Here is a 15,997-nt window from a genome sequence, read left to right as displayed (position 1 = left end):
CCCTCAAAGTTAATTTTTTAGTTTAATATAAGCACATATAAGTACTCGTAAGAGTCGTTTTAAAGTCTTGGATCATGCTATGTGACCAAGTAGGAGACTATAAAGTGAATGAAGTTAAATGGCCTAATTTAACTGGTCTTGGTGCGCGTCTTGTAGTATCGCCAGCCAACAATTTTCGCCCAAAAACGGCGATGCTTGTTGTTAATGAATTTGAGCAATTCAAAAAATCTATTGAACAAAACAGTTCTAAGCAATTTGAACAAGTGTTAATGGATGCCCATTTTTATGAAGTGCAAAATGATGATGGTATTCATGCGTACTACTATAAGAACCCGGCAAAGTCTGGTATCGATCTAAACGATCTTCAGAAGGTCTTTCCAGCGTTTACCAACGATATGAAAGTACCGACTAAGCAAGAAGATATTTATCTCACCAATCTACCGTTTAAGAAGAACATTCCGAACTGGAAAAGTTACTTCGCATCAGCGACCGAACGCCTTTCTGCTTTCCCTGAAGTGTATGTCAGTAAGCTAAACAATGGATCTAATATCCTTGATACGCTGAAAACCAGTCTTCAGGAATCGAACAAATCCTACTTGGCTCAATTTCAGTCTTCAAAAATTCCTTTTAATCGTCTTCAAGATTATGGCTATGAAAATATCTTCTCTAAAGTCTATCTAGATGAAGAATCGGCGATGGCCAGTGGCGAAAGTCTAGATAATCTAGCCAAAATTAAGTTGTCTCCATTTGCAGTACCCGTCAATTACGAAAAAGATGGTTCGTTACTGATTATTGATGACTTGCGCCATATTCCTGAAATCTTTGCTCATGATCCGTATGAAGCATTGGGGTTAAATGACAATATTAACCTGGTGCATTTTGCTCATGAATACGAGTCCACTTTTAATCAGCTGATTGAGCATGGCCGTGGCAACAGAATGTTTAACATGAGCTTTAAAGATGTTGATGCTTATGTACAAAAATTAGCTTCTGATCTTGTTGTGATAGACCGTGTGTTTAATCAACAGCAATTGCCGTATCCAAAGCTATTAGAATCAGCTAAACAAGGTATTCCAGCTTTTTATAAAGATGAACACGGCACATGGATGGCGTCTAAACAAGGTATTGAAACACGCCTTGTAGATAAGATGGTGTATGACGCTGCCATGCTTCGCCATGATGTCTTACAACAAATGGTACGCCAGATGCCAACAGGTAAAGTTTTCTTTGCCGATCTGAGCCAAGAGTTCTCTGAATTCTCTGTAAACATCGTTCCTAAGTTTAATGCGCTCTATGATCACCAATCTGCTGAAATCAAACAGCGTAAACTAGAAGAACAACTCAATGAATCAAATGTTAACGAGATCTTGAATGACCTTGATGTTAATTTTGAGGCAACTGAGAAGGCATCTATTACTGAGTCTGATCTACTCAACATTGCAAATGACCTCCCTACTCCAGAAATTGATGATGTTGCCGTACTTAAAGAGCTCTTAAAGTTTCCTGAAGAATTATTGGATGCAAGAGGCAATGACAAGGTGCGTGATTTCGCGCCGTCTATGCTTGAAATTAGACAGATCTTGGATGTCTATGTCATTCCTAAGGCTACTGAACAAGCTCAACAAATTGAGAAGCAATATAGTGATTATCTAAATCAGAAATATGCTGAAATTCAAGATGTCGTGCGCTCAGCTACACAAACAAAAAACTTCAGCGTAGATGATATTCAAGCGATCTCTGACGAAATCGACACACACAATGTTGAGATCTCAAAACAGTACAATGAAGTTAAAAAAGTCTTATGGCAAAGTGAAACTTTGGTATCTGGCATTACGTCTGCAACAAATACCTTTTTGTTTAATAAAAACAGCTTCTACTACGCTAAAGATGAAAACGGCAAATTTGTAGGTTTTGAATCTGAAGTAGAAAGCAATCAACATAAAGCGGATCTGTTCAAATTACTATCTAAGCAATTCGACAATCAATTGGTTTCAATTAACACGCCTGAGCTTCAGGAATTTGTGAATAATGAAACTGCAGTTGATATGTTGATGTCACGCACGAACAATTATGTTGAGCAAAATATCAATGATTTTGTTGCTGGTGATTTTTCTGCGCCTTTAGAGCTAGAGCAAGATGTACAGCGTTTAGAGTTAAGCGATCTGTGCACGGCTGATCTTGCTAATAACGATAAATTAGCTTCAGCGTATTTTGAAGAGTTTACTCGGCTTCTTGATGAATCAAACTTTGATGAAGCATTTTTAAAACAATCTCTATCACAAACTAAAAGTGCGTCATTCTTAAAGAACGGTGTAAATGAGATTTTATTCCGTAATTTATTGGTGCCAAATGCAAGTGAAAACTTCAATCGTAAGACTAAATCTGATTCTGTTCCTGAGGATATTCTTGCTAAAACTTCATCACATACAGATGGGTTTAGTCTGGACCGTCAGTTCAATCGCTTTGTTGAAGTTCAAAGCTTCCAAAAGGCATTAACAGCCAAATATCCGCAACAAGACTGGTCATTTATCACAAAGGATGACCGTGGCGAAAACATCAAGTCGATTGCTGAAGATATGCAGTCTGACATGGAAGAAGACCGTAAAGATGCAAAGGATCTGTTGTCGAGTATCGAACGTCAGTTTTATTCTAAAAATTCGACCTTATTTGTCTCGAACATGGATCTCGCTGCAGATGAAATCTATGTTCAGATTAAACCAACGGGTGACATTGACGATTTAAAAGTTAAAACCGTTAAATCAAATGAATTTGATGAAAACAAACATTTTTCATTGTCTACCGATGGCTACAAAGCAACAAATCAAGCGTATGCGAACATTGCCAAGTATTTTGTTGAAAAAACCCTATATCTAGAAGATGGCGATTATGACAAGGCACAAAAACTAGCTGCCTTAGTGATTGCTGGTGAAGATAAAGAGCTCAAACAAGAAACTAAGAAAGTCTTTGGTGTAGAGCTGACTGCAGATGACTTGAAGCAAGTCCAAAGCATGCAGTTAGAAGATGGTAAGCTCCAGTTAAACAAAACTGCCCTACCGAACCACAACTACAACAACATTCAGCTATTCAACTATCTGAACCTGATTGATATTAATCAGCGTACAGTTTTTGGCAAATTTGATGTTGAAGTACAAAAAGAATTTGAGGTGATTAAGGATCTTCTCAAACCTAATGTAGCTTTTCAGAATAACGTTAAATATTTTTCTCTAACAGCTGAAGAAGAGAACGTACAGTTCAATAGTGAATCTGAATACTTTAACACTCAGCTAGAAAATGCTGTAAAGCACTATGAAGATCACCACGGCGCAATCAAGATCCCTGATCATGATTTGTTTATAACTGTGTTTCAAAAGAATGATCTTCAGTATATACGCCTCTACAATCATAAAGACAAAAATGCGCCGTTTATTGGGCATTCAGTTTCCCTAGATGCCAATATACATAAGGCTACTGGCTTTAATGATAGAGATGCGGTTAAAACGTCTGCGAATGCTTTGTTTAAGTTATCGACTTCACGCAACAGCATGACGTTTATGCCTCCAGCTAAGTTCACTTTTGAAAAATATTACGAGTCAGATCTCAACTTCTTCAAAGCTAAAGATAGTCAGCAAACTTTAATCAATAAAGTGTTTACGTCTTTACCAAACAAGATGTTCCAGTACATTTCTGATCATCCATCTAATTTCAACTCTAAATTAGATTTCATCAGCAATCTTAATTCTGCAACATACGAAAAGTTTGAGGATCTTAGCTACGATAAAAAACCGAATGAAGTCACTGAGCTTCTGAGCAACATCTCTCCAGCGTACACCTATGTTATCGCTCATGTAGATGGCCAGACAGCAATCATGCCTAAAAACTTAACCAAAGTTTTTGATGTTCAGGCATTTGAAGAAGTTCATCCGTTTGATTTGGTGAACTCTAAACTTCAGAAAAGTGATCTTAAAGAACTTTTTAGCAATGGTATCAATGGTGAACCTGATCCGTTCATTAATAAGCTCAAATTTAGTGTTGTATTAAACCGTGTAGGTAATCCAGAACTTGAGGATATTCAGCCTAGATTTATGTTAGAGCAGATCGCCGTGAATGAGGCGTTTGCAGAAAAATATAAAACCTTAACCGCTTTAAATGAAGTCAATGCCGTCATGCTTGAGCATGTCAAAGCATTACAAGATACGATTAAACAGGCTTATGCTGAGCATTTTGTAGGTTCCAACCCTAAAGTTCACCAATACAAGTTGCTAAACAAATCATCTCAACAAGATGAAACACCGCAATTGTTTATGGTTGATACGGACTATGAGCCTCAATTAACTGCCGTGCTTCTTCGTATACCGTCTCATGACTATCAGTATCAATTGATTACTGGTTTTGATGATGTAGACCAGTTTAGTCACGAAATCTTAAATGCTATCGAATCTAAGGTTAATTTCGGTACCACTTTAGAGCAATTAGCACTATCTAACTTGCCTGAAATTCAGATTAAACACAAAACTGACTTTGAGAATAAACAGTTAGCAAGTTTGCATTTCCAAACTTTGATTACGAATACGCTTGGTGCTCTATACGATCAAACCGCACACATAAAGCCGTATATCAAAACTGAAAATCACAAATTGTTTTTGGCCATCAAGCCATCGACCGACAATGAATATGCATCGGTTAAACTTTTTGGTGATAAGTCCGATATTCACGGTGATTACAAGTCTCTGTGCGTTTTTCCTGTTAAAAGTATGCGCTCAGTTGAAGATGTCTTACAACTTCAAAACCGTGTGTTTACTGACTTCACGTTTATCGATCAATTGGTACCAAAAGACAAATATGTGCCTGTTGATGTAAAGGTAGAGCCAAGTGACTCCCCTGCTATGTACTTAGGTGATGTAGGTGCCAAGTTTGGCGGTGCACATAAAGATCGCTACGGTGAATACATTTCATTGGAATATATTTCAGCGACATCAGCCGATCAAACAGCTACGGACTATCGAAAAGCAAAAATCGTTGCAAATAAAGAATTCCAAGCTTGGTACACCAATACGCCACTCGGTATTGATGACAAAATATTCGTAAAGGCAATGTATGACTACTGCCCAACTAAACCGTTATTCTCTAAAAATGCGTTGATGCTTGATAGCCAACGAGCGACAGAATTACGTGCGTATGTGGCTGTTGTTTCTAACATCAGAAATTTGATGGTAGATACTCAAGAAGAGTTGATTCATGCGGTAAGAAACAATAAAAGCTTATCTGCTGAAAGTCTTGGTATGACTGATCGCCAACGTAAAGACTATATCGGGCTTTATAGTAAAGGTACCAAGAACAACTACAAAAACTACTTCGAATTGCTTAGCAATTTGAATGAGTACTACATTATGCCAGAACATACAGGCGGTATCAGTGTTCAGCTTGAGAAAATCATCGAAAAAACGATTGATAAAGAACTCAGTGAGATTCTATCAACAGGTAAGATCTTTGATTTTTACGGTAAGTCGAAAGTCACTAAAGATGTGAGCGATGCGATCAGCAACATGCAACGTACTGGCTTATATTCAACTGTGCTTGAACCATACGTTCTGAAAAGTGCGATTGAAAGTGGTTTAGTTAAAGCTGAATCTGCACCTATTTATGTTAAAGATCCTGTTGCACCAGTTATAGAAGCAACGACTGAAGCTGTGAATACACCTAAAGCACCACGTTTGCCGTCATTTACCAGTGAAGTGAAAAAACTTGAAAATGGCTTTGTGACTGAAAAAGTCCAATCAAGTATTTACGGATTGTTAAATTACTCTCGTACTGGTCCTGATCATCGCCAAGGTGCCGATGTGGATTCATTCAAGCTTAAAGATGACTTTTCTATCCGTGGTGTTGAAGTAGGCAATAAAGTTAGTCCTGTGGCTCAACAGTTGGTTAATGCCGTGTATGACTCATTGGCTGACTTAAAACAACTCATGGGCTTTAAATCAAACAATGGTTTATTGAACTTGGGTGTTGCTTTGGCTTCACGCGGAATTAAAGGATCTGCAGCGCATTTTGAACTGTCTAAGAACGTGGTTAACTTAACTCGTGATAGCGGATCTGGAAGTTTGGCTCATGAGTATGGCCATGCGCTAGATGCACACTTGGGAATGTTGGAAAAAGCGGAAGTATATAAAAATCACGCTCAAATGAATCGTTCTGTACTTCAGGACTATTATGAAGACATCCCTAATTTTGAGATACCAGGTGCACGACACTTCTTATCAAATATGTTGGATGCTGGATACTCCCCTGTTACTGAGTCCGGTCGTGCTTTTGAAAAGGTACATCGTGCGATGATGAATGAGCCAGTTCAGCCAATGAAAAATTACGGTCAAGTACTTCATGAGAATGCTGAGACTGCAATCAAGGCGTACCACACTGTTGCTGATTCAATGCATGATGAAGTGATTAAGAATAAAGAGAATTATCCTAATTCTACGCGCAAAACCTTAAACAGCTTCTTTGACTGGCACCAAAAGCACTATGAAGATCTCATTCGCCGTCAGTTTGAGAAAATTGAAGAGTACTTGAAGAAGTATGAGCGTGAATATAAAGCTGATACAAACCTATCTTTCTTCAGTACAGTTCAAGACAAGGTGGATGTCATTGTCTCTAAAATTAACACTGACATTAATGCTATAAGCTTTAAGTCGTTTGAGCGCTATCAGCAAAAACTTAATGATATGCGCCAGCCAGAACATCATTTACCTACAACCGGTTTGGAAGAAAAAATTACAGGTGTTGCGAACGCAGCGAATGTGGATTTAAAAACACTATCGCAAAACCTATCTGAATACTTGATAGAGTCATCTAAATACAAGTTCTATAACCTGGTAGAGAAGTACATGCCTGAGGGAGTTAAAAATCCTCATACTCAAATGCAAAACTTCTTTGATAAGTCGCAAGACGTTGAAGTTAACGTAGGTGATATTCGTTTTAGTGACAATCTATCGCGTTATAAAAAGGACTGTTTAAATATCGACAGTGCTGAAAATCGTGCAACGCCGTATTACGCGACCAGTACCGAAATGTTTGCTCGTTATTTTGAGACTTATTTGTACTCTAAAGTTTCAAATGAAAATGAAATGAAAAACTCATTTTTAATTGACGGCTACCCTACCGTACAACCTAAAGGTTTAGAGTTTGAGATCTGCAGAAACTTGACTGAACAATTAGTCGAAACTTGTGTGAATGAAATATTTGATCAAGATCTGCAAAACGAAAATACCCAAAAAATTATTGCTGAAGTTTCGATTGAAAAAGAAAATGAAGCTGACCAATTAAGACTTGAGATGTGAGATAACTAAATGCAATACGAAAATATTCATGAAGCAAAAACGCCACTTAAAAGCATGATTACTCGTAGTCATGCCTATATTCGCCTGTTGGTAGAAAAAAGTATGGCTGATGGTATTAAGTTTAAATATCACAACGGTAGACGTTTAACTCAAATTGATGATCCTGAGCGTGTTGTTTCTCAAATCTTCCCTTATTTTTTCCGTTTAGTTTTCTTGGAAATATCAACTTATTACGGTCAAACATTTGATGGTCTTAAGTTTCATTCTAAGAAACGTGCAACAGGAACATTGCAATTAGAGGTCAGTATTCTTGAAGACAAAATACCGAACCAATTAGAGTTTTTCACCTTTATTAGTTACGTTTTTAACTATGGGTTTTTAAAAAATCAATTCCATGAAGACTTAACCCTTTTAACCAAAGCAACAAAGTTTGCCAGTTAAAAGTTAGATCCATTTTAAATCTTAGATTTAGGTATATACTAAAAATAATTTTTAAATATTTAAACTTTCAATGTGGCTTTATAATCAAATAAAGCCATATTGATTTAGAAACAAGTTAGATATTTCTGAATTAAAAGTGTGGCGAAAGTATCAGTTTTATAAGTCAAACAGTCTGCAGTCTTTTAAGTAACTGTTGTAACGAAATAGTCATAACTGAGTCGCTGTACATTTGATGTGTATGCCCTTTTATTAATCCCATTGGAGATGATCGAATGCAAAAACCATTGCATGAAAATCTTGAAAACTTTCTGCCTTACTTGAAAAGTGAACTCGCTGCCAAAGGTATTTTAAGTGCGTCACTCAAAACCATCTTTTTGAACTACATTGATCAGATCACAAAAGAGAATAGATTCGTCAGCCATACCAATACGACCGATCGACAAATTGTATATATAGAACGTGGCGATGATGCATTGATGTTGCGCTTTAAATATTTTGTTGAAAATAATGAGTACTTAGAAGTTGAGTTAATCATCACGGATACTCATGTAAAGTTGGTTTATGCTGAATCACCAGAATTACACTTGCTTTATGATGATGAAACACCAATTTGCTTAGATGCTGGCCAGTTAATCAAGTGTACCAATGACTATGGAACATCACTTGCTACTTTAATTAGCGCCCTATTCCAATGTTTACTCAGTGATGATCCACAAAAAAATATCCAAGACGTACTTAATCAAACTAATCTTTTTGACAAAGTTTCAGATGAAAATGCCGAATTAAACAAGGGTTCACATGATTTCGATAACCGACAAAATCAAGCAAATATCTGGGTTTTCTGATTCAGATTCAGAAGTTGTTAAGGATAGTGTTTTATCCTTATCTACTGCTTTGTGGATCATGAATATACTCATGTCTACAAATTTTGTTATTGGTTTAACCAAGAGAGATCAGAAGCTTTTTGATAATGCCAAAGAAACACTGATTACTGAAATGAAGCGGTTAAATTACAATCTTAGCGATTATAAAGTACTCCCTGTTTCAAAAAAGAATGAACCGCTTTTGCTTCAAATTAAACTTGAACAAAAATCAGATCGGATCATAGATTTAGTCAATGCCAATTTAAAGGATTTATCCAAAGACGAGTCCATGGTTATTGAAGTTCTTTATGCAAATTTAATGAATAGTAATAGTGGTGTTTGCATCACTATAAGCGATATTCATGATAAAACAGCGCTTCAAGTCAGTGAGATTCTTACTGACATTTCAAAAGAATTAAAGGTATCTACTTTATCCGATGTTCTTGATATTTATGCACGACCAATTGAACATAATAATGCCAAGGTGAGCTTTACCCTGGTGAACCCATGGGCATTATCAACCGATAGAAAAAAGACTCTTTGCATTGCTGCACCCATATTCAATGAATACAACAGTCCATTTAAATTAATTGCACTTCTTCAAAATATCATTTATCTAATTAATCAGAAGTGTACTAAAGAGACGGACCTTCTATTCGATTCCATTAACCTACCAAAATTTCAAAATAGACTTTTTGGCCAAAGCTTTTTTTATATTAATTAGGACTAACCATGAAAAACCAAACACGCCCATTTACTGTAGTGTTGTTGGCTCCTATTGCAGAACAACCTATTCATGCTTTAGTTGCGCCATCAGGTGATTCAATTCTGTTATCACAAGATACGAAAGTCTCTACTCTCGCAAATTGTCCAGATATGATCGAATCTGAGTTCGGTACATATGATGAATTTCTTATCGAACATCGCGATCAATTTATGCTGTTTAACCAAGTCGCATCTGATTTAGATCCTGATCTAATTTTTCCTAAAGTGCATTCAGACCTACTTGAAGATAGCTTATGTATTATTCGTTCTATTTTCGCTTTTGAACGTTTCAAATTAGAAGAAGAACAAAAGAATGCTACTCGTAAAGAGCCTAAAGAAATTAATCAAGAATATTTAATGAAACGTGCGATAGACCAGGCAATGACTTTAGAGCAAGATGTTTCTGACCTTTCATCAAATGTAGAGCGCTTACAAAGCCCCATGTCTTAAACTCCATTAAATATATTTAAAATTAACTTTAAACCCTCTCTTAAAACTTATATGCTTATTAGTAATAGTTTAAGGGTGTGGTTTAAAGTATTTTTAGATGGATACAAATTTAGTTTTTTTCGATGACTTTAACGCTACTTCTAACACCTCTTCTGGTGAAAATCACCGTTCTTTAAATAACGTACTATTCTTCTTTCTCAACTATCATAAAGGTACGTTTTTAGCTGATACGATATTTTTTGATACCCACTATCAAACAATTGACAACCGTAATATTGTCGGGGTTTTGCCTGTTCTTTTTAGTATCTGCCAGATTGACCGTTCAGAAGGTCACACCGGGCAAATAGTCGATATTCAACAGGATCTAAATAACGTAGATGAAGATGATTATGAACCTGTAATTGATATAGATGATACGCAAACATTTAACTTGTTCTACCACTTCCTTAAACCATCCAATGATGCACCTGTAAAACCACACCTTAATAAACTAAAAGTATTACCAGACAACTTAATCGATTCGATTAAACACCATGAGCTTTTAAATTACATTCTTGCTCTCATTGAGAATAAGATCTGGACCGATTCTGATGTATTTAAGTATGAGTACAAAAATAGGTTTTTGTTTTGCGTTTTTATCTATTTGTCCAAGACCGTAGATCTAAGTTTTAATAGCTCTCACGCTTCTTTCACGAGCTGGCTTGAACTGCGTAACCTATCTTGGTTTGGTGCTAATGAAGTTGATACCAGTAACTTTGCAACATTAGAGCTTTATATACATGCCCTATCCTACACGCTTAAACTGGCAAACCATATTGTAAAAGCAATCATCAATAATAATGTGACGCCGTTTAAAGTTGCACCGCAAGAAGAATTGTTTTACTTTTTTGCTGAACGTACAGACGCACGTTCTCCTAATGAAGAGACTACACCGCCGTATACGCCAGCGGAAGATGATGAAACTTTTTCCACTGAACTTTCTAGTGCTCCAGTACCAGCACCGTCAAATAAGGAAACACCAAAAGTAACCGATGCTTATTTATTGGTTGGTGCGGATCTTGAGGATTCTGAGTCCACAACATCAGAAAAGAATGTGATTACTCAAGACTTCAACTACCAAGCACGTTTAAATGAATTATATGAGCTGTCAAAATTCATCAAAGATGAAATTATAGATGCTCCAATCATTTCTATTAATCAAGCGTGGAATATAGTGCAAGATAAATGGAAGTTTTATCTCGATACTTTTTCAAGTAGCTACTTCAATATGAATGATTTTGAGAAGACGGCTATTCTTAAACAATTGAAATCACTCAAAGCCAGTATTTTTATGAACTGGTTTGATATTAAGTCGGGTGCTGGCCAGCAAGTATTTATTGATCTAGTGTCATACGACACGTTTAAGATTGAGTTTCTTTCTTCTGAAGCTAAGATGATCCAAACTTACATGAAGAACCGTATTAAAAATCAGATGTATTTTGAAACTACGGCGCCACAACCAAAGTTTTTGAGAAATCTAAACAACTTATTTAATGAACGTGTCGATACGCAAAAAATTAAAGACATAGAAAACACTGAACTTTTGTTGAAGGTGAATGGCATTCTTGACGGTGTTACCAAAGATCTCATTGACAATATCAATCTGCATTTATCAAATGACATTTATCTTGTGAACTACTTTTCTAATGTAGATAAGGAACTGGAACCGCCCAAATATCACTTATTAGATATTTTGCTTCGTACTTCAGTGCTTAACCTTATCTATGTTTGTCCTACAGCATCACTCAATGCAACCAAGGATCTTCTAAATGCAATCACTGATCCTGAAATTGAGGTTTCAGCTTTTGACACATTCGACCGCAAACAATATCAAAATCAAATTGTAAAAGAACTCGCATGTTCATTCCGTCAGCGCATAGATCCATCTGAACTTTTGAAGCTAGATATTACGTAGATATAAAAAATGCCCATCATTCGGGCATTTTCTTTTTAATGGTTAGGCTTACCAAGGTCTAGGCTCTGGTGGGCGTGATGTGTATTCATTATCCATATTGTTTTCAGATTCATTGTCTTGGTCCAATTCTGGATCTGTTTGTTTGTAGCGGTTTTGGTAATCTTGCTGCTCAATTAAATCTTCTAGAGCCATTTCTTTAAAGTGACCAACAAGTAATGAACGTGTTTCTTCTTGGTATTCTGGTTCTTGCGCTAATTGACGTCCAATTTCATTCGGTAGTTTATTGTCGTAGATATATTTTAGGTTGGTTCGTTGTGTTTGTAGTGTAGGTTGTGGGTTAAACTCGTCAGTAAGGGAAACTACTTTAGCTTCACTAAAACTAGTGCCACAATTAAAAACGGCTCTGGTCGCGTCTTGAAGTATATCTTCTTCGTTCTGTATGTTTTCCATTTGGCTTAAACCCTTTATTAAAGTCAGAATCTTAAAATTAAGAGATGTATTAAGATACCCAATTATACTTCAATAAATTTTCAATTTGTACCTTTAACGCTTCTTGCTCTAATCTGTCTAAACCTATTGTTGCGATGTTCTCTAAAAACTTGTCTTTATACTCGTTGTAACTTTCTATATCGTCTTTTTTAATGGTTTTGTCTAGATTTAACGTAAGCATGAGGTTTAATACTTTTAATATTTTTAGGTTCTTCCGTTTTTTGAGAACTTCAATAGGATCTAATTCAAAAGTATTTATTTTATCTAGTTTTTCTTTATAAGTTATTGCCATTAAAGGATTTATGCTTTGGTTGAGTATGTAGGATAACTCTAAAACAGTTATATCTTTCCCCATATCTTTAGATACAGATTTCTTAATTTCCGACAGTAAAATTAAGTGAGATGTAAACTTTGCTTTATCCATAATAGTCTCTTGTATTTAAACTAAATCTTTAAAACAATTAGCAAGTCATGTTTAAACTTTCTGTATATACCAATAACAGTTTTGTGGTACATTATTGCTAATTTAAAAACCATTGTTATTTGTAATAAAATGGTTTTAATGATTCTTTGGTTAAAAGGTATTAAGCCTTTTAGTTAAACGTCTAACTTGTAATTTATAACACTTTGCTTTTAGTCGTCTTAAGTAAGCGATGTATAAGAAGCATTAAGAAAAACGGTGAGTTAGCTATGAGTTTATTTTGTCAATCGACAAATCCGAATTGTGATGGCGACCAAGCCGTTACTCTTCTCTCATCTATCTTTGGACACGACTTCATCAATGCGTTTATCAATGCGTCTGGACCAGCCTCGACAGTACCATCATCAGGTTTACTCACTAATATATTATTAGGCGGTGTAGCTAGTGTGGCAATGTCGTTGGTTTTGGTTTTTGCGATCGGTATTGGTTTAACAGCACTTTTGAAAAGCGCCCAGGACGGTGAAGCTTTCGGGAAAGATTCAAAAGTCACTACGATGTTTTCCCGAATATTATATTCGATTATTTTACTTTTACCTACGGCGTCCGGCTACTGTTTCATTCAAGTAGTCGTGCTAGGTATGGTGCTATGGTCAAATAATGTATCCAATACAATTAATAATAGAACGTTAGGCGAATCCTTAATGGCTTCGGCTAGTTTGTCAGATACGCACGATCATCAGCGTGACATCTTTGGATTTAGGAAAAATGCGCCTGTTATGCTTCGCCAGTTGCATTGTATTAACGTTCTAAACCAAGAGTTTTATACTCTACCGCCAGCATTCGGGCGCTATTTTAGTGATGGTGCTTATGGGGCGAATGCTAATCCTGGTGTTAGCATGACTGCAGTAGAGAAAAAGCAAAACTACATTGATAAAACCGCTAAAACTGCAAGTAACTGGACATCTGTTACTTATAACTTCGCTTACGCTGACAGCCGTTTAGAAGTTGGGGGCAAAAAAGAGCCGATCTGTGGCGGTGCTTCAATGAACGTTGTTAATCCAGCTGCGGTTAATGCTGAGTTAATGGACATTCCTGTTTATAAACTTCGCCAATCAGATCAAAACAAGATCAACGTTGCTTTGGCAAATGTTCAAGCTAAGTTACAACAAGAAAAGAACAATCTATATCGTCAATTCTTTATCGATTTAGAAAAGTGGTATATCGCATATCAAGTAAGCCCTAATGCCACTGAACAGGAAGGAACATTCCCGATTAGTAAAGCTGCTATGGATGCTTTCAATGCGCTAGTTGATAATTATGTGAATAAGAGTCATACCGTAACGAATAATGTTCTGACTTCTGAAAATGGCTATACTGCGGTTCAAACTGTTGTTAATACGCTAAATCAGCGCGGTTGGATGATGACGCCTGAAGCTCGTATTAAAGTAGGTCAATATCGCGCTATTGTTGAGAAGTATATTACTGAACCTTTGTGGACGTTCAGCCCTCCTACACTGAATTCAGCAATCATGAGCAACTCAAAAGGTGAAGCAATTTATAACACCGTTTATGTTGCAATGGATAATGCTGTTGGTAGCATTACATCCAACAATAATTGGGTGGCAAACGGCGATATTGCCGACTCTACCAACTTAATATCAATGTCTACCGATGGTGGTGACTCAAACAAAGTATCCAACATCGATCAAAAGTTTTCGGCATATGGTTCTGCTTGGGCAACAAACATTACTAAATCATTGGTAATGGGTGTATTGGTCGGTGAAAAAGGCGATGCGGAATTATTAAATAATAATTCGTCAAGCTCAAATATCAGCCCTACTACATTGCACCGCAATACGAATGTTATCCGTAATATTCAAGATACTGGTGAAGCAATCTTAGTCTATAAAGCTGTGGCTCAAGGTACTGTTGTCGGCATGAAATTAGTCGTGCTTACTGCTCGTTCTGGTTCTGCTCTTGTTCAATGGGTACCAGGGCTTAAGGGCGTAACTGAAGAAGGCACCAACGCTTTAGAATATGCCGTTGAAAATATCTTTGCTCCTATCCTTGGTCAGCTAGTAACGTATTTGACGATTCTTGGTGTGTGGATGGCGGTTGTTATTCCATATATGCCAATGATCTTCTTTGGTCTAGCTTGTGTAGGTTGGATCATCCATATCCTATACGCTGTGTGTGGTTTGCCTTTATGGGCGCTAATGCACATGATCCCTGAGCGTACTTTTGTCGGTAGCCAAACACAAGGTTATGTCACGGTATTAACGTTGTTCATGCGACCAATATTTATCATTGTTGGTTTCTGGATGGCTGAAATTATTATCGGGCCAGCTCTTGTTACGCTTACTGATATGTTCTTTAGCTACCAAGGTGCAATGAGCATCGCTTATTCATCTAATACGTTTACAGTTATCTTTACTGAGCTGATTACGTTTATCTGGAAGTTCTTCTTATATCTATTCTTGATGACTTCAGCGATCTACCTGATTTACGGGTTGGTATTTAGTGTTGCTGACCAAGTACAACAATGGATTGGTTCTGGATTGAATGGCGGTCAGTGGGGTGAAACAAACTCAAAAGAAGCTATTCAAAAGTTTGGTGGCGCTGCAAGTACGTTGTCTGGTCCATCTCCAGCATCTCGCCGTCCTTTACCGCCTGGTAGACGTCCTGATGGTGGTAAGGGTGGTCCAAATAATCCGAAAGGTGGTGGTGGTGGCAATGGTGGTACAGGTGGTAATACATTAGGCGGTACTGGTAGTACGACTGCATATAGCCCTGTAAACATGCCAGCTAGATCCGCTTCTTTTGGCGCTGCAACTGGTGGTACAGGTGGTATTACTCCAAGTGGTGTCACTGGTGGTACGGGTGGTAGAACTGGTCTTGGTGCTAAACCAACATCACCTACCCCAAGCCAAGGTCAATCTACATTCGGTATGGGTGCTACAAGTGTAAGTGGTACAAATAATACGCCTACTACTGGTGGTGGTCTATATGGTGCAAATGCTTACGGAAAAACAGCTTCTACGTTTAATCGTGGTGTAGCTAAAGCATCAGCATCTAAGACTGGTTCTACTTTCGGTAGTGTGAATGTTGCAAGTGGTACTGGCTATACGTATGGTACTGGTTCGACTCCTAATGCACGTTTTGGTGCTAGTTCTAGTGCAACCAAGAAATCTAATATTTCTGGCCGTAGCACTATGACTAATCGTGTGCGTTCAGGTTTAAGTTCAACTCTGTCTAAGTTTAAAGGTAAACCTTAAAATCTAGA

Annotated in this window: 9 protein-coding genes; 7 read left to right on the top strand and 2 right to left on the bottom strand. The window is 37.1% G+C overall.

Annotated features, from left to right (window positions below):
• The first annotated feature begins 104 nt into the window (after positions 1-104).
• From FTV08_RS11830 to FTV08_RS11805, 6 genes are all read left to right on the top strand, one after another.
• Positions 105-7,331, top strand: coding sequence for an LPD1 domain-containing protein (locus tag FTV08_RS11830; RefSeq protein WP_227504984.1), 7,227 nt, complete (start codon positions 105-107; stop codon positions 7,329-7,331).
• A gap of 9 nt (positions 7,332-7,340) precedes the next feature.
• Positions 7,341-7,772 carry a hypothetical protein gene (locus FTV08_RS11825; protein ID WP_005005806.1) on the top strand — a complete coding sequence of 144 codons (432 nt, stop codon included), beginning with the start codon at positions 7,341-7,343 and terminating at the stop codon, positions 7,770-7,772.
• A 272-nt stretch (positions 7,773-8,044) separates the two neighbouring features.
• A complete protein-coding gene (locus FTV08_RS11820; RefSeq protein ID WP_005028673.1) occupies positions 8,045-8,617 on the top strand; it encodes a hypothetical protein in 573 nt (190 codons plus the stop codon).
• Positions 8,618-8,687: 70 nt separating this feature from the next.
• A complete protein-coding gene (locus FTV08_RS11815; protein ID WP_010591245.1) occupies positions 8,688-9,359 on the top strand; it encodes a hypothetical protein in 672 nt (223 codons plus the stop codon).
• Positions 9,360-9,367: 8 nt separating this feature from the next.
• A complete protein-coding gene (locus tag FTV08_RS11810; RefSeq protein ID WP_005028671.1) occupies positions 9,368-9,850 on the top strand; it encodes a hypothetical protein in 483 nt (160 codons plus the stop codon).
• 97 nt (positions 9,851-9,947) lie between these two features.
• Positions 9,948-11,804 carry a hypothetical protein gene (locus tag FTV08_RS11805; protein ID WP_005028670.1) on the top strand — a complete coding sequence of 619 codons (1,857 nt, stop codon included), beginning with the start codon at positions 9,948-9,950 and terminating at the stop codon, positions 11,802-11,804.
• Positions 11,805-11,852: 48 nt separating this feature from the next.
• On the opposite strand, the gene FTV08_RS11800 is transcribed toward FTV08_RS11805, so the two are convergent.
• Positions 11,853-12,254, bottom strand: a complete 402-nt coding sequence (locus FTV08_RS11800; protein ID WP_005028669.1) for a hypothetical protein — start codon at positions 12,252-12,254, stop codon at positions 11,853-11,855.
• Positions 12,255-12,303: 49 nt separating this feature from the next.
• Positions 12,304-12,717, bottom strand: coding sequence for a hypothetical protein (locus FTV08_RS11795; RefSeq protein ID WP_005028668.1), 414 nt, complete (start codon positions 12,715-12,717; stop codon positions 12,304-12,306).
• 266 nt (positions 12,718-12,983) lie between these two features.
• On the opposite strand from FTV08_RS11795, the gene FTV08_RS11790 reads away from it, so the two are divergent.
• Positions 12,984-15,989, top strand: coding sequence for a DotA/TraY family protein (locus FTV08_RS11790; RefSeq protein WP_005028667.1), 3,006 nt, complete (start codon positions 12,984-12,986; stop codon positions 15,987-15,989).
• Positions 15,990-15,997: the final 8 nt, after the last annotated feature.

The organism is Acinetobacter sp. YH12226 (assembly GCF_013417805.1).
Taxonomy (GTDB): domain Bacteria; phylum Pseudomonadota; class Gammaproteobacteria; order Pseudomonadales; family Moraxellaceae; genus Acinetobacter.
The sequence above is the reverse complement of the archived record's forward strand: the minus strand, read 5'-3'. Positions and strand labels throughout refer to the sequence as shown.